The 18,348-nt window shown below is 62.9% G+C and carries 17 protein-coding genes, 1 tRNA gene and 2 riboswitches; of the genes, 8 read left to right on the forward strand and 10 right to left on the reverse strand.

Going from position 1 to position 18,348, the window contains the following annotated elements:
• Positions 1 to 16: 16 nt before the first annotated feature.
• Complete coding sequence (locus ACGYLI_RS15955; RefSeq protein ID WP_394419866.1) at positions 17 to 1,099, reverse strand: NAD(P)/FAD-dependent oxidoreductase; 1,083 nt, start codon at positions 1,097 to 1,099, stop codon at positions 17 to 19.
• A gap of 249 nt (positions 1,100 to 1,348) precedes the next feature.
• Here ACGYLI_RS15955 and ACGYLI_RS15960 point away from each other — a divergent pair, with 249 nt between their 5' ends.
• From ACGYLI_RS15960 to ACGYLI_RS15975, 4 genes are read left to right on the forward strand one after another with little or no spacing between them, the layout of a single operon-like run.
• The gene (locus ACGYLI_RS15960; protein ID WP_209219605.1) at positions 1,349 to 2,440 is read left to right on the forward strand and encodes an ABC transporter ATP-binding protein; all 1,092 of its coding nucleotides are present in this window, start codon (positions 1,349 to 1,351) and stop codon (positions 2,438 to 2,440) included.
• 59 nt (positions 2,441 to 2,499) lie between these two features.
• Positions 2,500 to 3,543, forward strand: coding sequence for an ABC transporter substrate-binding protein (locus ACGYLI_RS15965; RefSeq protein ID WP_067265759.1), 1,044 nt, complete (start codon positions 2,500 to 2,502; stop codon positions 3,541 to 3,543).
• Positions 3,544 to 3,603: 60 nt separating this feature from the next.
• On the forward strand, positions 3,604 to 4,833 hold the full coding sequence (locus ACGYLI_RS15970) for an ABC transporter permease (protein WP_394419867.1): 1,230 nt from the start codon (positions 3,604 to 3,606) through the stop codon (positions 4,831 to 4,833).
• Between the two features lie 4 nt (positions 4,834 to 4,837).
• Positions 4,838 to 5,686, forward strand: a complete 849-nt coding sequence (locus ACGYLI_RS15975) for an ABC transporter permease (RefSeq protein WP_067265764.1) — start codon at positions 4,838 to 4,840, stop codon at positions 5,684 to 5,686.
• A 62-nt stretch (positions 5,687 to 5,748) separates the two neighbouring features.
• Here the strand turns inward: ACGYLI_RS15975 and ACGYLI_RS15980 are convergent.
• A tRNA-Lys gene (locus ACGYLI_RS15980) sits at positions 5,749 to 5,824 on the reverse strand.
• A 104-nt stretch (positions 5,825 to 5,928) separates the two neighbouring features.
• Between ACGYLI_RS15980 and dapF the strand changes: the two genes are divergently transcribed.
• Both dapF and mtaB read left to right on the forward strand, forming a co-directional pair.
• Complete coding sequence (gene dapF, locus ACGYLI_RS15985) at positions 5,929 to 6,762, forward strand: diaminopimelate epimerase (RefSeq protein ID WP_394419901.1); 834 nt, start codon at positions 5,929 to 5,931, stop codon at positions 6,760 to 6,762.
• Positions 6,759 to 8,012: a tRNA (N(6)-L-threonylcarbamoyladenosine(37)-C(2))-methylthiotransferase MtaB gene (gene mtaB / locus ACGYLI_RS15990; protein ID WP_394419868.1), complete on the forward strand. Its 1,254-nt coding sequence runs from the start codon at positions 6,759 to 6,761 to the stop codon at positions 8,010 to 8,012. The genes dapF and mtaB overlap by 4 nt, the downstream gene beginning before the upstream one ends.
• A gap of 249 nt (positions 8,013 to 8,261) precedes the next feature.
• Here mtaB and ACGYLI_RS15995 read toward each other — a convergent pair whose 3' ends face one another.
• The 5 genes from ACGYLI_RS15995 to ACGYLI_RS16015 form a co-directional block, all read right to left on the reverse strand.
• Positions 8,262 to 9,656 (reverse strand): cytochrome c1, encoded by a 1,395-nt coding sequence (locus tag ACGYLI_RS15995; protein WP_394419869.1) that lies wholly within the window; start codon positions 9,654 to 9,656, stop codon positions 8,262 to 8,264.
• 11 nt (positions 9,657 to 9,667) lie between these two features.
• Positions 9,668 to 11,011 (reverse strand): cytochrome b, encoded by a 1,344-nt coding sequence (gene petB / locus ACGYLI_RS16000; RefSeq protein WP_067265773.1) that lies wholly within the window; start codon positions 11,009 to 11,011, stop codon positions 9,668 to 9,670.
• Between the two features lie 15 nt (positions 11,012 to 11,026).
• Positions 11,027 to 11,587 (reverse strand): ubiquinol-cytochrome c reductase iron-sulfur subunit, encoded by a 561-nt coding sequence (petA, locus tag ACGYLI_RS16005; RefSeq protein WP_276153787.1) that lies wholly within the window; start codon positions 11,585 to 11,587, stop codon positions 11,027 to 11,029.
• A gap of 190 nt (positions 11,588 to 11,777) precedes the next feature.
• The gene (locus tag ACGYLI_RS16010) at positions 11,778 to 12,386 is read right to left on the reverse strand and encodes a glutathione S-transferase (RefSeq protein ID WP_394419870.1); all 609 of its coding nucleotides are present in this window, start codon (positions 12,384 to 12,386) and stop codon (positions 11,778 to 11,780) included.
• 60 nt (positions 12,387 to 12,446) lie between these two features.
• Positions 12,447 to 13,061, reverse strand: coding sequence for an FMN-binding negative transcriptional regulator (locus ACGYLI_RS16015; RefSeq protein ID WP_394419871.1), 615 nt, complete (start codon positions 13,059 to 13,061; stop codon positions 12,447 to 12,449).
• Positions 13,062 to 13,119: 58 nt separating this feature from the next.
• Positions 13,120 to 13,259: riboswitch (FMN riboswitch) on the forward strand.
• Between the two features lie 77 nt (positions 13,260 to 13,336).
• On the opposite strand from ACGYLI_RS16015, the gene ACGYLI_RS16020 reads away from it, so the two are divergent.
• Positions 13,337 to 13,819 (forward strand): 6,7-dimethyl-8-ribityllumazine synthase, encoded by a 483-nt coding sequence (locus ACGYLI_RS16020; protein WP_209219590.1) that lies wholly within the window; start codon positions 13,337 to 13,339, stop codon positions 13,817 to 13,819.
• Here the strand turns inward: ACGYLI_RS16020 and ACGYLI_RS16025 are convergent.
• Genes ACGYLI_RS16025 through thiB form a run of 3 tightly spaced genes read right to left on the reverse strand, consistent with a single transcriptional unit; the run spans position 13,816 to position 17,004 of the window.
• The gene (locus ACGYLI_RS16025) at positions 13,816 to 14,508 is read right to left on the reverse strand and encodes an ATP-binding cassette domain-containing protein (RefSeq protein WP_394419872.1); all 693 of its coding nucleotides are present in this window, start codon (positions 14,506 to 14,508) and stop codon (positions 13,816 to 13,818) included. The two genes, ACGYLI_RS16020 and ACGYLI_RS16025, sit on opposite strands and share 4 nt — an antisense overlap.
• Positions 14,495 to 16,051, reverse strand: coding sequence for a thiamine/thiamine pyrophosphate ABC transporter permease ThiP (locus ACGYLI_RS16030; protein WP_394419873.1), 1,557 nt, complete (start codon positions 16,049 to 16,051; stop codon positions 14,495 to 14,497). The genes ACGYLI_RS16025 and ACGYLI_RS16030 overlap by 14 nt, the downstream gene beginning before the upstream one ends.
• Positions 16,027 to 17,004 (reverse strand): thiamine ABC transporter substrate binding subunit, encoded by a 978-nt coding sequence (gene thiB, locus ACGYLI_RS16035; RefSeq protein WP_394419874.1) that lies wholly within the window; start codon positions 17,002 to 17,004, stop codon positions 16,027 to 16,029. Before thiB ends, ACGYLI_RS16030 begins: the two co-directional genes overlap by 25 nt.
• A gap of 34 nt (positions 17,005 to 17,038) precedes the next feature.
• A riboswitch (TPP riboswitch) is annotated at positions 17,039 to 17,140 on the reverse strand.
• A gap of 92 nt (positions 17,141 to 17,232) precedes the next feature.
• On the opposite strand from thiB, the gene aroC reads away from it, so the two are divergent.
• Positions 17,233 to 18,342 (forward strand): chorismate synthase, encoded by a 1,110-nt coding sequence (gene aroC / locus ACGYLI_RS16040; RefSeq protein WP_394419875.1) that lies wholly within the window; start codon positions 17,233 to 17,235, stop codon positions 18,340 to 18,342.
• Positions 18,343 to 18,348: the final 6 nt, after the last annotated feature.

Raw genomic sequence — 18,348 nt, forward strand, 5'->3', positions numbered from 1 at the left:
CACCCTCGGGCTGCGGCTAATGCCTGTTCAGCAGCTTTTGGTACTTCGATACAAAGAGATGCGCGCCCTTCATCTTTTGCGTCACCCAATCGCCCGCGGTGAAGAGCATCAAAAAGCTATTGCCGCGCACCGGCCCCAAGGGCAGCAGAATCGGCGCCTCCGCGCCCCAAGGGCGATAGGTTTTCATATCCGCCAGCTTGCGGCCCGTGATCAGCCCGGTGAGGGTCTTTCGCAGCCATGGCAACTGCCGGCTGACCGCGACGATGGTCATATTGTCGCCCGGGTCCGCCACATCCCCTGCGGCAAAGACATTGGGCAGGGATGAGGGGCGCAGATAGCCATCGGTCTTGATCCGCTCCGCGGCGGTGACTTCGGCCCCCGGCAGGTTCTTCAACAATTCTGACGCGGCGCGCGCGCCCAAAACGGGGAAGATCAGATCGAATCTCCGCTCCGCCCCGCCGTCGAGGGTGAGGCTGCCCGCATGTGGCTCTGTCATGGAGGCGAGCCCTTTGGCCTTCTTGCCAAGGATCAGCTCCACCCCGGCGCGCTTTAGCTTCCTGCTCAACGACGCGCCGAGGCTGTCGGGCTTTCCGGCAAAAAGCTTGTCGTCTTTGGTGATCAGGGTGATCTCTTTGTCGGGCATGGCATGGGCGATCTCACCGGCAAGCTCGACCCCGACAGCGCCCGCGCCGATGATGCCTACGGTCTTAGCCGCCAGCAGCTTCTCACGCGTCTCTTGGTTCGCGGCCCGCAGCCCGTCGATATCTGCGCCCTTGGGTTTGAACGGCGTCGCATAGTCCGAGCCGGTGGCGACGACGATATAATCCGCCTCGACCCGCGTGCCGTCCTCCAGCGTGACACCCTCGCCATCGACAGCAGTCGCCCGCGCCGCGACGACGCGGCCCCGTTTCAGCAACCGGTCATAGGGGATCAGCGATTCCTCGACCAAACTGGGCTGCACCACGGCGCGGATCATCGCGGAGGCATGGACGAAATGACTGCGCGGCTCGATCAAGGTCACCTCGGCGATCTGGTCCATCGCCTTGGCCAGTTCGGCCCCCAGATAGCCGCCCCCTACGATTGCGATACGCTTGCCCATCGGTGCCTCTCCTTTTGATCGGTTTCGCCTGCCGGACAGTCTGCCCGCGTGGTCAGCTTTCTACATAGGTGCTCTATCACCGATTTCTCGCAGAACGTGGCGAAAGCCGCCGATCTTGCCATCACCGGGGGCTAAATGCCCATGCGATAAGCGCCGGGAAGGGTGCGATTCTCTTAAATGGTGCAACATATTGTTTAGAATCATCGCACCTGTTTAACTCCCCCCAGCGACAGGGAGAGCCGCGACACAATGAAAGACACCAAAGCAGAGACTTTTCTGCGTTTCGATAACGTAAAGAAGAGCTACGATCAGGAAAATCTCGTCGTCAAAGGTTTCGACATGGATGTGCAGGAGGGGGAGTTCATCACCCTTCTTGGCCCCTCGGGCTCGGGCAAGACCACCGTATTGATGATGCTGGCGGGGTTTGAAAGCGTCACTTCGGGCGATATCGCCATCAATGGCCGGTCGATCAACAAGACCGCGCCGAACAAGCGCAACATCGGCATGGTGTTCCAGAACTACGCGCTGTTCCCGCATATGACCGTGGCCGAAAACCTCGCCTATCCGCTGAGCGTGCGGAAAATGTCCAAGGCGGATATCAAAGAGCGTGTGGCCGAGTATCTGTCGCTGGTCGAGCTTTCCGCCTTTGGCGACCGTCGCCCCGGGCAGCTTTCGGGCGGGCAACGGCAGCGCGTGGCGCTTGCCCGCGCGATGATCTTCCAGCCGACGCTCATTCTGATGGACGAACCTCTGGGCGCGCTCGACAAGAACCTGCGCGAACAGATGCAGTTTGAGATCACCCGCCTGCACAAGCAGATTGGCTTTACCGTCATCTACGTCACCCACGACCAGACCGAGGCGCTGTCGATGTCCGACCGCATCGCCGTCTTCAACGACGGTGTGGTGCAGCAATGCGCCCCGCCCGCGGAATTGTACGAGCGCCCGGTGAATGCCTTCGTGGCCGAGTTCATCGGCGAGAACAACTTCGTGCAGGGCCGCGTCACCCGGATCGAGGGCGAGATCGCCAAGGTCGAGACCGATACCGGCACGATCACCACGCAAACTTCCGAAGGGCTGACCGAAGGCGCGCAATGCCGCGTCTCGATCCGTCCCGAGAAACTGTTCATTCACCCCACGACCCATGCCCATGACAACGCGCTAACGGCGACTTTCGTCACGCGCATCTATGTGGGCGATTTCATCCGCTATTATTTCCGCCTGCCGGACGGCACCGACATTATCGTCAAAGTGCTCAATGACCTGTCCGCGCCTGAGTTCGAAGAGGGCGCGACGGCGCAGCTGTTGTCCTTGACGAAAGACTGCATCGCCTTTGCCAATTAAGGGCGACCGGGGGCAAACCGGGGCCCCGCATAAAACCTGGACATGACAAGGAGAGACCGATGAAGAAGCATCTGAGTTATTTGGCCACCGCGGCGCTGATCGCCAGCCCCGCCTTGGCCGAGGATCTGACGGTGACGTCCTTTGGCGGGGCCTATGGCGCCGCACAGATGGAACATATGATCCAACCCTATATGGATAAATCCGGCACCAACATCCTGTTCGAAGACTACGGCGGCGGCGTGGCCGAGATGAAGGCGCAGGTCGAGGCGGGCAACATCCTGTGGGATGTCGTCGACATCGAAGTGATCGACCTCGAACGCGCCTGTGCCGAGGGCTATCTGGAAGTGATCGACCAATCGGTTCTGCCCGATGGCGACGATGGCACCCCGGCGGCGGATGACTTCATCGATGACGCGCTGGCCAATGAATGCGGCGTGGGCAATATCGTCTGGTCCGTCGTCTTCGCCGTGAACACCGAGAACGGCGAAGGCCCCAAAACCATCGAAGACTTCTTTGACACCGAGGCGTTCCCCGGCAAACGCGGTTTGCGCAAGCGGCCTCAGGTCAACATGGAATGGGCGTTGCTGGCCGATGGCGTCGCCCCGGAAGAGGTCTATGAGGTGTTGGCCACCGAAGAGGGGCAGAAACGCGCCTTTGCCAAGCTCGACACCATCAAGGACGACATCACTTGGTACGACAGCTGGTCGCAGGCCCCCGTGCTGCTGAACGACGGCGGGGCGACCATGGTGCAATCCGCCAATGGCCGCATCTTCGCCGCGATCAAGGACGATGGCGCCCCCTTCGAGATCGTCTGGGACAGCCACATCTATGACCTCGACGTTTGGGCCATCATGAAGGGCACGGAGAAGAAAGAAGAGGCGATGGAGTTCATCAAGTTCGCCACCGGCACCGTGCCGCTCTCGGGCATGCAGGACGTGGCCTATGGTCCGACCCGCGCCTCTGCCCAAGCGCTGCTGCCCGAGGACGTGAAACAAGACCTGCCCACCGCGCATCTTGACGAAGGCGTCAAAGCCGATGGCATCTTCTGGGCCGACTATGGCGAGACGTTGGGCGAGAAGTTCAACGAATGGCTGCTGCAATAAGCCCCCTGCCCCGCGCCTGACCGGGCGCGGGGCACCCAACCCCTATTGAAGAGTAACCGCGTGTCCAGCCTCACTTCCCAAGACGCCGCCAACGCCCGTCGCCAAATGCGCAGACGCCGCCTGCAGGCGTTTCTTTTTGTGGTGCCGCTGCTGCTCTTCATCCTTTTCGCCTTTGTCGCACCGATCACCACGATGCTGTTCCGCAGCGTCTACAACCCCACCGTGGCCGAACTGGTGCCCGAAACGCTGGAGATGCTCGAAGACTGGGAGGGCGAGAGCCTGCCCGACACGGCGGTCATCACCCAGATGGCCATCGACATGAAGCGCATGGCCAACAACCGCACCTCCGGCAGGTTCGCCGATGAGATCAACCGCGCCCTGCCGGGCATGTCGAGCGTCATCAAATCCACGGCCCGGGGCCTGCGCCGCGCCGAGGACGCCGAGCTTGCCGCCAATGGCGCCGAGTTGCTGCTGGAAAAGAACGACCGTTGGGCCAAGCCCGCCACTTGGCGCGCGATCCGCAGCGCCGGGCAGGTCTATACGTCGAGCTACTACCTCACCGCTGTCGATATGGAATACGACTCCGAAGGGGACATCGTCCAACGCGACACGCAGATCTACAAACAGCTCTATACCAAGACGCTGAAGATGGCGCTGATCATCACCGGGCTGACCATGATCCTCGGCTACCCACTGGCCTTTTACATGTCGCAGGCCAGCCCCGCGACGGCGAACTTCCTGATGGTCTTTGTCCTGCTGCCCTTCTGGACCTCGCTCTTGGTGCGCACCACCGCGTGGATCGCGCTCTTGCAAGCCGGGGGCGTGGTGAACTCCTCCCTGCTCTGGGCCGGGCTGATCAACGAACCGATCGAGCTTCTCTACAACGAGTTCTCCACCATCCTCGCCATGACCCACATCCTGCTGCCCTTCATGGTGCTCCCGCTCTACGCGGTGATGCGCGGGATCGATTCGAGCTTCATGCGCGCCGCGATCTCCATGGGGTCGAACCCCATCGGCGCGTGGTACAAGATCTACCTGCCGATGAGCCTGCCGGGCCTCTCTGCCGGGGCGCTCTTGGTCTTTATCATCTCGGTCGGCTACTACATCACGCCCGCACTTGTGGGCGGCACCGATGGGCAGATGATCTCGAACATCATCGCCTTCCACATGCAGGTGTCGAACAACTGGGAGCTGGCGGCGGCCTTGGGCTCGCTCCTGCTGATCCTGATCCTCGTTCTCTACTGGCTGTTCGACCGTTTCGTCGGCACCGACAACCTCAAGCTGAGATGACGTCATGAGCCAACTGCCCGACTATTACACGATCTGGCACAAGGCGGGGCACTATGGCCTGCGCATCATGGCGGGGCTGGTGCTGGTCTTCCTGATGCTGCCGATCCTCGTCATCATGCCGCTGTCGTTCAATGCCGAGCCCTTCTTCACCTTCACCCAAGGCATGCTCTCGCTCGACCCGGACGCCTATTCGACGCGCTGGTATCAGGAGATCGTCGATGATCAGAAATGGCGCATCGCGATCCGCAACTCCTTCGTCATCGGCATCGCGGCGGCCAGCATCGCCACCGTGCTGGGCACGCTGGCGGCGGTGGGCCTCGCCTCGCCTTGGATGCCATTCAAACGGGTGATCACGGCGCTGCTGCTCTCGCCAATGATCGTGCCCTTGATCATCATCGCGGCGGGCATGTTCTTTTTCTACACGCAGTTCAACCTCGTGGGCACCTTCACCGGGCTGATCATCGCCCATGCCGCCCTTGGCGTGCCCTTTGTCATCATCACCGTCACCGCCACGCTCAGCGGCTTCGACCGCTCGCTCTTCGTGGCGGGGCTGAGCCTCGGCGCCTCGCCGATCAAGGTGTTCTGGGACGTGGTGATTCCGCTCATCCGCCCCGGCGTGATCTCCGGCGGGCTTTTTGCCTTCGTGACCTCCTTCGACGAAGTGGTGCTGGTGCTCTTCCTTGCAGGGCCAGAGCAGCGCACGATTCCGCGGCAGATGTTCTCGGGCCTGCGCGAGCAGATCAACCCGACGATTCTCGCGGTGGCGACGCTGCTGGTGGTGCTCTCGGCGACGATGCTTTTCGTGCTGGAAGCCCTGCGCCGACGCTCGGCCCGACTGCGCGGTCAAGAATAGGCAAAACCGCCCGAGGGCGGCACCAAACACCTGATCCATAACCATTTAGGAAGGGGGGTGAGTGGTGAGCCGTGATGGGTTCGAACCATCGACCTACTGATTAAAAGTCAGTTGCTCTACCAACTGAGCTAACGGCCCACTAGGCGGGTAACTAGAAATTACGGGCGGCAGGGTCAAGCCCTTAATTACGAAAATCTTGCGAGATGCTGGATTAGTTTTCATGCCGGGGTTATATGCGCCGAATGTACAGCGATCAGACCCCCGGATTGCCCTTCATGAAGATGCATGGGCTTGGCAATGATTTCGTCGTGTTCGATGCACGCGCGGAAGGAATCGACGTGACCCCGGCGATGGCACAGGCCATCGGGCACCGGCAATTTGGCGTGGGATTCGATCAGCTTGCGGTGATCACGCGCGGGACGGGCGACGCGCATCTGACCTTTTACAACAGCGACGGCTCCCTTTCCGCCGCCTGTGGCAACGCCACCCGCTGCATCGCGCGCTATCTGATGGACGACACAGGCCGCGATTCGCTGCATCTGACCACCGCGCGTGGCGATCTGGCAGCGAAAGACGCCGGGGGTGGCCTGACCTCGGTCAACATGGGCCATCCGCAGCTAAAGTGGGACGAGGTGCCGCTGGCGCGCGAGATGGACACGCTGCACCTACCGATCGACGGCGATCCGACCGCCACCGGCATGGGCAATCCGCATTGCACCTTCTTCGTCGCGGATGCCGAAGCGGTGGACCTCTCCGACCTCGGCCCCCGCGCCGAGCATGACCCGCTCTACCCTGAGCGCACCAACGTGCAGGTCGCGCAGATCGTCGGACCGGACCATATCCGTATGCGCGTCTGGGAGCGTGGCGTCGGCGTGACGCTCGCCTCGGGCTCCTCCTCCTGCGCCACCGCCGTGGCGGCCGCGCGCCGGGGCCTCACGGGCCGTGCCGTGCGCATCGATCTCGACGGCGGCACGCTGCATATCGACTGGCGCGAGGATGGCGTCTGGATGACCGGGCCGACGATGCATGTCTTCTCCGGCAGCCTCACCCCCGCATTTCTGGAGAGCCTGACATGAGCGCCCCGATTTTCAGCACCATGGGCTGCCGCCTCAACGCCTATGAGACCGAGGCGATGAAAGAACTCGCCGAACAGGCGGGCCTTGAGAACGCCGTGGTGGTCAATACCTGCGCGGTCACGGCCGAGGCCGTGCGCAAGGCCCGTCAGGACATCCGCAAGCTGCGCAAGGCACATCCCGAGGCGAGGTTGATCGTGACCGGCTGCGCCGCCCAGACCGAGCCCGAGACCTTTAACGCCATGCCTGAGGTCGATGCCGTGATCGGCAACACCGAGAAGATGCAGGGCGCGACGTGGCAGGGCATGGCCGCCGATTTCATCGGCGAGACTGAGACCGTGCAGGTCGACGACATCATGTCGGTGACCGAGACCGCTGGCCATCTGATCGACGGTTTTGGCACCCGCAGCCGCGCCTATGTGCAGGTCCAAAACGGCTGCGACCACCGCTGCACCTTCTGCATCATACCCTATGGCCGCGGCAATTCGCGCTCGGTGCCCGCGGGCGTGGTGGTGGACCAGATCAAGCGGCTGGTGGACAAGGGCTTCAACGAGGTGGTGCTGACCGGGGTCGACCTGACCTCTTGGGGCGCCGATCTGCCGGCGACGCCGAAGCTCGGCGACTTGGTGATGCGCATCCTGAAGCTGGTACCCGACCTGCCACGGTTGCGGATCTCTTCAATCGATTCGATCGAGGTGGACGAGAACCTGATGCAGGCCATCGCCACCGAACCGCGCCTGATGCCGCATCTGCATCTGTCGCTGCAGCATGGCGACGACATGATCCTCAAGCGCATGAAGCGCCGTCACCTGCGCGATGACGCGATCCGGTTTGCCCAGGAGGCCCGCGCGTTGCGCCCCGACATGACCTTCGGGGCCGACATCATCGCAGGCTTCCCGACCGAGACCGAGGCGATGTTCTACAATTCGCTGAAACTGGTCGAGGAATGCGACCTGACATGGCTGCATGTCTTCCCCTACTCCGCCCGCCCCGGCACCCCCGCGGCGCGGATGCCCGCCGTGAATGGCGCGGCGATCAAGGAACGCGCGGCCCGGCTTCGCGCGGCTGGCGAACGGCAGGTGCAACGGCATCTGGAGGCGCAGGTCGGGCGCACGCATGACGTGTTGATGGAGAACCCCCACATGGGCCGCACGGCGCAGTTCACCGAGGTGAGCTTTGCTGCGCCGCAGGTTGAAGGTGAGATCGTGCAGGCTGAGATCACCGGAATTTCAGGAACGCAGCTGACCGCCTAACGCTAAGGGCATCCCCTCCGGGGACGATGGAACGAGGCTGTGGCCGGAAGGGCTGCCGTACTCGAAACGATTCCGTATCATGACACCTAGCCAAATCGCCTTCCGAGGGAGGGAGGGCGATGCCCGGTGTGCCACCGGGCGGAACCTGTTGAGAGGTTTTAGGTCCAATGGACGCCATCATAACGCATGGTCACAAAAAAGGGCGCCGGTTTCCCGACGCCCTTCTCATTTCCAAAAGCCGTGGCCCGATCAGCCGTCCTTGCGGCGGTTCTTGACCGGCGCCCAGAGCTTCTTGTTGGTCAGATAGAGCAGGACCGAGAGCAGACCCAGCAGAACAACCCCGGCAAAGCCAGCTTGTTTGCGTGCGCCCAGCTTCGGCTCGGCGGTCCACATCAGGAAGGCAGAGACGTCCTCGGCCATGTGCTGCACGTCGTTGGCATGCTCATCCGCGAACTCGACCAGCTCATCCGAAAGCGGGGGCGCCATGGCGATCCAGCCGCCCGGGAAAACGGTGTTCTCATAGAGAACCGTGCCCGCTTGCTCTTTCTCTTCGCCGGTGTAGCCGGTCAGAAGCGCTGTGATATACTCCGGCCCGCCGATCCCTTTAAGGAACTGGTTGATGCCCAGACCGTAAGGGCCGTGGAACGCGGCGCGCTTTTTGGCCATCAGCGACAGGTCCGGCGCGTTCGGCAGGTTGGAACCGGGGAAGTGGTCAACCGGGGTGCCGGGACGGGTGTCGTCCAGCTCGGCGTCATAGACGTCATAGCCTTTGGCGTATTCGATCACCTGCTCTTCGGGCATGTTCGGACCGCTTTCGTCCGCCAATGTCCGCATCGCGACATATTCCAGACCGTGGCAGGCCGCGCAAACCTCGGTGTAGATCTGCAGACCGCGCTGGAGCTGGTTTACGTCGTAACCGCCGAACGGACCATCGAAAGAGAAATCGATGTTGTCGATATGCGGTGTGGCGTGGGAATCGTCACCCTGATCGTCGTCACCGGCGTGATCTTCAGCGGCAGTTTCCTCGCCGTGGTCTTCCGCTTCCATGACACCCACGTTGGGGTCATCACTATGCGCCTGACCGGCAACATCGTCTTCGGCGATCACTTCGTTTTCAGCGTTTTCCTCGGCTGTCGATTGCGCTTCGTCCGTGGCTTCGACTTCCTCGGCAGGCGCTTCTTCGGCGTCTTCGGCAGAAACCTCTTCGGGCGCTTCCTCGGTGGCAGCATCCTCAGTGGCGGTTTCTTCGGCCGGGGCCTCTTCCGCTACTGGTGCTTCCTCGGCAGGCGCCGTTTCAGCCGGAGCTTCTTCGGTTGTCGCCTCTTCAGTTGGTGCGTCATCAACCGGAGCCTCGGCAGCAGGTGCCTCTTCGGTTGCGGTGTCCTCAGCAGGGGCTGCCTCAACCGCGGGTTCGTCAGCCGGGGCCGCGTCGACCTCGGGTTCGGCTGCGGGCGCGTCAGTTTCAGCAGGTGCCTCTTCCGCCGCTGGCGCTTCAGCAGGCGCGGTTTCGGCTTCGGCCTCCGGCGTTTCCGCCGGAGTTGTTAGCAGTTCTTCTTCTGTCGCTGTGTCCTGCGCCAGCACCGCCGTCCCCGGCAGGGCAAGGCCCAGAGTTACCACGGCAGAAAGGAGGTTGGTCTTCATCATGGTCATGATCCTTATTCCGCCGGGTTCACAAGCGTCTTGGTGCCGCCTGCCTTCGGCGCGTAATGCGCGTCAAAGTCGGCTTCGATGGTTTCAGGCTGCGCCAGCGGCTTCTCGATCACGCCCAAGAGGGGCAGGATCACGAGGAAGTAGGCGAACCAATAGGCCGAAGCGATCAGTGAGAAGCTCGCATAGGGCTCTTCTGCGGGCATCGCACCCAGCCACATCAGGGCGAAGAAGTCGATCACCAGCAGAGCGAACCACCATTTGAACATCGGACGATACCGGCCCGAACGTACAGAGGATGTGTCCAGCCATGGCACCAGCGCCATCACGGCAATCGCACCGAACATCGCCAGCACGCCGAAGAACTTGGCGTCGATGATGCCACCGGTCACGAAGGACGCGATCTGCACAACCCAAACCTCAGAGGTGAAGGCCCGCAGGATCGCGTAGAAAGGCAGGAAGTACCATTCCGGCACGATGTGTGCAGGCGTCGCCAGAGCGTTGGCTTCGATGTAGTTGTCCGGGTGGCCCAGATAGTTCGGCATGAAGCCAACAACCGCGAAGAACAGCGTCAGGATCACGGCCAGCGCGAACAAGTCCTTGATCACGAAGTAGGGCCAGAACGGCAGCGTGTCTTTCTTGGCGTCTTCCTTCGAGGTGCGGCGCACTTCGACCCCGGTGGGGTTGTTATTGCCGGTCGTGTGGAAGGCCCAGATGTGGAGAACCACAAGGCCCGCAATTACGAAGGGCAGCAGATAGTGCAACGAGAAGAAGCGGTTCAGCGTCGCGTTATCAACGGCAGGTCCACCCAGCAGGAATGTCTGCAGTGTTTCACCGACGAAGGGCACCGCGCCAAAGAGGCCGGTAATCACGGTCGCGCCCCAGAAGGACATCTGACCCCAAGGCAGAACGTAGCCCATAAAGCCGGTGGCCATCATCAGCAGATAGATCAACATGCCGATGATCCATGTGATCTCACGCGGGGCTTTATAGGAGCCATAGTAGAGACCACGGAAAATATGCGCATAGACCGCGATAAAGAACAGCGACGCGCCGTTCATATGCAGATAGCGGATCATATAGCCGCCGTTCACGTTGCGCATGATGTGCTCAACCGACGAGAAGGCCAGATCGACATGCGGCGTGTAGTGCATCACCAGAACGATGCCGGTGATGATCTGCAGTGCCAGACAGAAAGTCAGCACGATGCCCCAGATCCACATCCAGTTCAGGTTCTTGGGCGTGGGGATCATCAATGTGTCGTACAACAGGCCAACGATGGGAAGGCGGCGGTGCAGCCACTTTTCGCCGTTCGAATTCGGCTCGTAATGGTCGTGAGGAATTCCAGACATCTCTCTTCCGCTCCCTTAACCCAGTTTGATCGTGGACTCGTCCACGAATTCGGCGACAGGCACCGGCAAGTTGCGCGGAGCCGGCCCTTTACGGATGCGGCCCGCGGTATCGTAGTGCGACCCGTGGCAGGGGCAGAACCAGCCGCCAAAGTCGCCAGCATCACCCAAAGGCACGCAGCCAAGGTGTGTGCAAACGCCCATCTGAACCAGCCACTCGCCGCTTTCGTCCAAGGCGCGGTTCGCGTCCGTCGCAGGCACATCGCCGCCAAGGTTCGCGTTCTGCGCGATGGGGTCCGGCAGGCTGGACACGTCGACAGCGTTTGCTTCTTCGATCTCGGCCTCGGTGCGGCGGCGAATGAACACGGGCTTGCCCAGCCATTTCACAGTCAGCTGCGTCCCGACTTCGACGCCGGACACATCCACACGAATGGACGACAGCGCCTTTACGTCGGCAGAGGGGTTCATCTGGTTGACCAGCGGCCAGACGGCGGCACCAACGGCGACGGCACCTGTACCGGCTGTCGCGTAATACAGGAAATCCCTCCGGGTGCCTGCGTGTTCTTCTGCTTGGGACACGGGTTTACTCCAATTCTTGGCCAACTTTGGCCGACAGACATAGGGGTGGCGTCACCTTGCCACCTGACTTCTCGCCGCTATCTACCGGGATGGACCGCGCCCGTCCAGATGTCAAAGCCGCGCATCTTGGATCAACCGCGCCACAACGCGGCAAAAATACCGCGATTGTGGCAATATCATTACGGCGCGCTTACTGCGGCGGCGCGGTATGGGTCATCGCAGGGCGCGAATCAAAGGCATCGAACCATGTCGCCAGATCGGGGTTTCCGGCCCGCCAATCCCGCGCAGCATGGCGAAAATCGATATATCCCAAGGCGCAGCCAAGCGCGATTTGCCCCATGTCCAAGGGCCCGGCCAAATGCGCAGCCCATTGATTGTTAAGCGTCTTACAGGCCCGGTCGACCTTGCCCCACTGGCCTTCGACCCATTCCGACATGCGTTTATCTTCGGGGCGCAGCTTGCCCTCATAGACCATGGCGAGCGCAGCATCGAGCATCCCATCCGCCGTGGCCTCCAGCGTCAAAGTGTCCCACCTGCTTGTGCCTTGGGGGTAAAGCCCCGCCCCGGCGCGGTCATCCAAATAGGCGCAGATCACCCGGCTGTCGTAAAGCGTGCAGCCGTCCTCCCGCTCCAACGCAGGCACTTTGGTCAGCGGGTTGCGCGCGGCAAAGCCCTCCGCCGGGGCCAGCGGCGTGCCCGATGTCGCCTCCAGCGCGACATCACCAAGCTGGCCGGTCTCATGCAGCAGCACCATGACCTTGCGGACATAGGGCGAGGTTGGAGAATAAAATAGTTTCACGTGAAGTCCCCCCTTGGTTGCCCGCACTATTCAACGGCGCCGCGCCAGACGCAACGGCGATCACACCCCGCGCATCAGAGCCGCCATCACCGCCGGATCCGTACCGAACCCATGCGCCGCCATCTGCTCCGCCGCCGCGAGACGCACGGCCGCATCCTTGTTCTGGCCCAGCTTCCATGTGCCGTCGATCCCGGTGACGCGGAGGCGGCAAGGCACGATCATCCGCAGCATCTTGTCCCGCGCCTCGGGGGTCATCTTGTCCATCTTCCACGGGGTCTTTGGGGCCAGCCGCGCCTCATAGATCGCCGATTGCCGGGCCAGCAGATCGGGCAGTTCCTCTGCCGGGCGCAGCGCGAGCGTGCCGGTCAGATGCACGGCTACATAGTTCCATGTCGGCACCTGATCCTCGATCCCGTACCAGTCGGGCGAGACATAGCTATCGGCCCCCGTCACCGCCAAACGCACCGGATGCGGGGTTTTCAGCGCCCGCGCGATGGGGTTTGAACGCACCAGATGCAACTCGGCCAAATCCCCGGTGTCGTTCAGGATGAAAGGCACATGCGCCATCAACGGCCCCTCTGCCCCGTTGATCGCCAGAACGCCAAAGCCGGTATCACGAGCAAAGGCAAGGTTCCGGTCGCGGCCCTCTTTGCGGTAGATCGGATTGGGGTGCATGGTGCCTCCTATGCGTTTCTTTTGGTATTGCAGAGCCTTGCGCAACTTGGCAACCTGACATCATTCTCAGGGCGGGGCGAAATTCCCCACCGGCGGTAAGCGGTCCCCGCAAGCCCGCGAGCGGCCTTTTCGAAGGTGTCAGCAGATCTGGTGCGACTCCAGAGCCGACGGTCACAGTCCGGATGAAAGAGAATGCGAACAAGGACAGGGGCGAAGCCCCGGTCGTTGCGCGTGATCGCCTTGGGTGGACGTGTCTGAACCTAAAGGAGATCACCATGACACAAGAACGTTCCGCCCGTTTCGCCTTTGTGCGTGCAAGCTGGCATGCGGATATCGTCGACCGCGCCTATGACGGGTTTACCGAAGTTATCGACGCCGCACAGGTCGACAGTTTTGCCGTTCCCGGGGCCTTTGAACTGCCGCTCATGGCGCAGCGTCTGGCCAAGACCGGGCGCTACGACGCCGTGATCTGCGCGGCCTTCGTGGTGGATGGCGGCATTTACCGGCATGACTTCGTGGCGCAGACGGTGGTCGATGGGCTGATGCGCGTGGGGCTCGACTGCGATCTGCCGGTGCTGTCGGTCTCGCTCACCCCGCATCACTATCAGGAAACGGATCACCACAACGCGATCTACCGCGATCATTTCGTCACCAAGGGGCGCGAGGCCGCGCAGGCTGCTCTTGGCATGACCCAAGCGCTGGAGACGTTTTCTTCAAATGAAAACGGCGCGGAAATTTCAAAAATTTCCGCCGCCTAGCCGAGATAGGCGCGCAAGGCCGGGGGCGGGTTGTCGAGCAATTCCGCCGCCGGTCCCGGCGCACGGGCGCGCCCGCCTTCGACAAAGATCACCTCATCCGCGATGCGGCGCACGTCATCGGGCGCATGGGTCACCATGATCAGCCCCGCGCCGGTCTCACGGGCGAGGTCTTGGACCAAATCCAGCATCTCGACCCGAAGCGCCGGGCCGAGCGCGGCAAAGGGCTCATCCAACAGCACCCAAGGCCGCGCCTGTACCAGCACCCGCGCCAGCGCCACGCGGCTTTGCTGCCCGCCCGACAGCGCGCCGGGGCGTTTGGCGTCATGGGCGGCAAGCCCCACCCGCGCGAGGGCGGCATCGACCGCCTCCCGATCCGCCGCTTTCAGCCGCAGGTCGGGGCGCAGGCCAAGGCCGACGTTCTGCCGCACGGTGAGATGGGGGAATAGGTTGTTGTCTTGAAACAGCATCGTCATGCCGCGCTGGCCCGGATCCTGATCGGTGATCTCCGCCCCATCCCGCAGCAGCCGCCCCGCCGCCACCGGGACAAAGCCACAGATCGCCGCGAGCAAGGTCGACTTGCCCGACCCAGAGGGACCGATCACCGCATAGCTGCGCCCCTGCGCCAACGTCATGTCGGCCACGAGGCTGAAATCGCCCCGCTCGATGCGCATGTCTTCAAGCGTCAGCATGCCAGCGCCCCCATTTGTCGCAGATGAAAAACAACGCCAGCGCCAAGACCAGCAAAAGCAGCGCTGCGCCCGCCGCGGCCTCCATCCGGTAGGCGCCCATCAGACGATACATCTGCAAAGGCAGCGTCGCACGTTCCTGATCGGCGAAAAGCGCGATCACGCCGAGATCCCCCACCGAGAGCGCCCCCGTCAGCCCTGCGGCAAAGCCCAGTTGCGGGCGCAGACGCGGCAGGACCAGCAGCCGCCACAGCGCCCAACCCGTCATGCCGAGGGTTTGGGTCAGAGGGCCATAATCCTGCAAGGTCTCGCGCAGGCGCGGCACCAGAATGCGCAGCACGAAAGGCAGCGCCATCAGCGCGTTGACCAGGGCGGTAACCGGCAGGCTCAGCCGTGCGGGGTCGAGCACAGGGTTGATCAAGATGAACCACCCCGTGCCAATCATCAGCGGAGAGGCCGCAAGCCCCATCAGGCCAATCGCCTCCACCCCGCCGCGCCGCCGGGTGGCGATCCAGCCTGCCATCGGCAGCGCCAGCAGGGCCAGCACCGCCACGCTCAACCCCGCCACCAGAATGCTATTCCCGGTGGCCTGCCAGATCGAGGCAGGCAGTTCCGCGACCCCCGCCAGCCCGCGCAGAACCACGGCCCCCAGCGGCAGCAGCAAGAACAGCGCGGCGAGCGCGATCACCAGCCCGTCCAACGCCCGTTGCCCTCCGCCCCGCGCATCCCAGCGGCGCAGGGGGCGGTCAAACCCGCCGCCCAAGCTGATCGGCGGGATCAGCCAAAGCGCCGCCACCGCCGCAGCGCCAGCCAGAACAAGCTGCACCACGGACAACAGCGCGGCACGCCCCAGATCAAAGTCAAACCGAAAGGCCTGATAAATCGCCAATTCAATCGTCGTCGCCCGCGGCCCACCGCCCAGCGTCAGGGCCACGGCGAAACTGGTCAGGCAAATCACGAAAATCAGCGCCGCCACGCCGGGCAGCACCTGCCGCAGCATCGGCCATTCCAGTGCCAGAAACAGCGCCCGCGGCGTCATCTGAAGCTGCCCCGCGAGCCGAAACCGCTCAGAAGGGATGCTCTGCCAGCCTTGCAGCAAAAGCCGCGTCGCCAGCGGCAGGTTAAAGAAGACATGCGCCAGTACCACACCATGCAGCCCGTAGATCGACACTGGCGGCAGGCCCAGAGCCGCGCCAAACTGGTTCAGCACGCCCGAGCGGCCAAAGACCGTCAGCAGCCCCAGCACCGCCACGATCACCGGCAGAATGAAGGGCGCGCCCAGCAGCGTGATCAGCGCGCCGCGCCCCCAAAACCGCCGCCGCGCCAGCGCCCGCGCCACCGGCACGGCCAGCAGCACAGACAGCACTGCCGACCAGACCGCCTGTGTCGCGGTAAACCGCACCGCCGCCCAATCTGCCGGGCCGAGCCCTGCGCCCACATCGGCCGCCGCGAAGACAGCGACCAAAGCGGCAAGGATCAGCCCTGCGACCAGCGCGGCGGCGAAAAGCCCCGTCTTGCCGCTTAACGCGACAGCGCGGTCAGCCATTCGTCCAAAGCCTCCTCACGGAGCGCGGGGACCTCGTCGTTCGGCACTAACAGCGCCTTGTCGGGCTGGATCATGCCCTCGAACCCTTCGGGCAGCCCGCCTTCGGGCGTCACGGCGGGATACATCCAGTTGGTCGTCGGCAACACCGATTGCGCGGCATCAGAGACGAGGTATTGCAAGAACCGATCCGCCAGTTCCGGCTGATCCGACCCGGCAAGCTTCCCCGCCACTTCGATCTGCATGTAATGGCCCTCGTCGAACAGCGCCGCGGTCTTGCTGTCGTCCTCCTCCGCGATCAGGTGATAGGCCGGAGAGGTGGTGTAGCTCAGCACCATATCGGCTTCGCCTTCGAGGAAGAGTCCGTAGGCTTCGGACCACCCTTTGGTCACGGTCACGACGTTATCCGCCAGTCCTGCCCAAACCTCAGGTGCGTCGTCGCCGTATGCCGCTTTGACCCACATCAGCAGGCCCAAACCGGGCGTTGAGGAGCGCGGGTCTTGGATCACGATTTTCAGATCGCTCTCGGCCAGCGCTTTGAAATTACCGGGCGCGTCCAGATCGGTGCCGTGGACAAAGGCGAAGTAGCCCCAGTCATAGGGCACGAAGACTTCGTCTTCCCAAGTGATCGGCAGGTCATAGTCGGCCTGCAACCCGCTCGGCGCGAACAGATCGGTCTCTTTCGCGGCGGCGACAAGGCTGGTGTCCAGCCCCAGCACGATATCCGCGTCCGACCGTGCGCCTTCCAGCTTGAGCCGCGCCAGCAAGGCCGCACCGTCGCCCATGCCGACGAACTTCAGATCGCAGCCGCAGTCGGCCTTGAACCCCTCTTCGATGGCCGGGCCCGGCCCCCATTCGGTGACGAAACTGTCGTAGGTATAGACCGTCAGTTCAGGCGTCTCGGCCCATGCGGCCGATGCGCCCATGACGCCCGCAGCAAGTGTAAGATACTTCATCGCATCCTCCTTTTGCGGCGAAAGGTAAAAGGTGGATGTCTGTCCTGACCTTCCCTCCGCCGGTGTTAACCGGTTCAGGTTCAACGGGTCCGCACAACATGCACATCTCAGCCCAAAGGCCCCCCGAGGTAGCGTCAGGGGTAGATCGGACCTGCACAATTGGCAAGGCAAATCCCCTTGAGGCAGGGCGCTGCCCCGGCTAAGGGTTTGACAACAGGAGGTCCGCCCATGTCGATCAACAGCTTTGGCCATCTTTACCGGGTCACCACATGGGGCGAGAGCCACGGGCTCGCCCTTGGGGCGACCATCGACGGCTGCCCTCCCGGCGTGCCGATTGACGAGGGCATGATTCAACATTGGCTCGACAAGCGCAAACCGGGCCAGAACAAATACACCACTCAGCGGCGCGAAGCGGATGAGGTGCGGATCCTGTCGGGCACCTTTGAAGGGGTCACCACCGGCACGCCGATCCAGTTGATGATCGAGAACACCGATCAGCGTTCCAAAGACTACGGCGACATCAAGGACAAGTTCCGCCCCGGCCATGCCGACATCACCTATTTCCAGAAATACGGCATCCGCGACTATCGCGGCGGTGGCCGTTCCTCGGCCCGGGAGACCGCCGCGCGGGTGGCGGCGGGCGGTCTGGCGCGTGAGGCGATCAAGGCGCTGGCCCCGGAGCTTCAGATCACCGGCTACATGGTGCAGATGGGGCCGCATAAGATCGACCGCGATGCCTTTGACTGGGATCAGATCGACCAAAACCCCTTTTGGGTGCCGGATGCCAAGGCAGCGGCGGACTGGGCCGACTACCTCGACGGGCTGCGCAAGTCCGGCAGCAGCGTCGGCGCGATCATTGAAGTGACGGCGCGCGGCGTGCCTGCGGGTCTCGGCGCGCCGGTCTATGGCAAGCTCGACACCGATCTGGCCGCCGCGATGATGAGCATCAATGCCGTCAAAGGCGTGGAGATCGGCGAGGGCATGTCGGCGGCGATGCTGACCGGCGAATTGAACGCCGATGAGATCACCATGGGGCCGGATGGGCCGGAATATTCCTCGAACCACGCGGGCGGCATCTTGGGCGGGATCAGCACCGGGCAGGATGTGGTGCTGCGTTTCGCGGTGAAGCCGACCTCCAGCATCCTGACCACGCGGCGCACGATCACGAAACAGGGCGAAGAGACCGAGATCATCACCAAGGGCCGCCACGATCCCTGCGTCGGCATCCGCGCAGTGCCAGTGGGCGAGGCGATGATGGCCTGCGTGCTGCTGGATCACCTGCTGCTGCATCGCGGACAGATTGGCCAGAACCGCGGCATAATTGGCCCCGAGGCGTGAGGATCA

Origin of the sequence: Sulfitobacter sp. 1A13421 (assembly GCF_043557285.1) — a bacterium.
Classification (GTDB): Bacteria; Pseudomonadota; Alphaproteobacteria; order Rhodobacterales; family Rhodobacteraceae; genus Sulfitobacter; species Sulfitobacter faviae.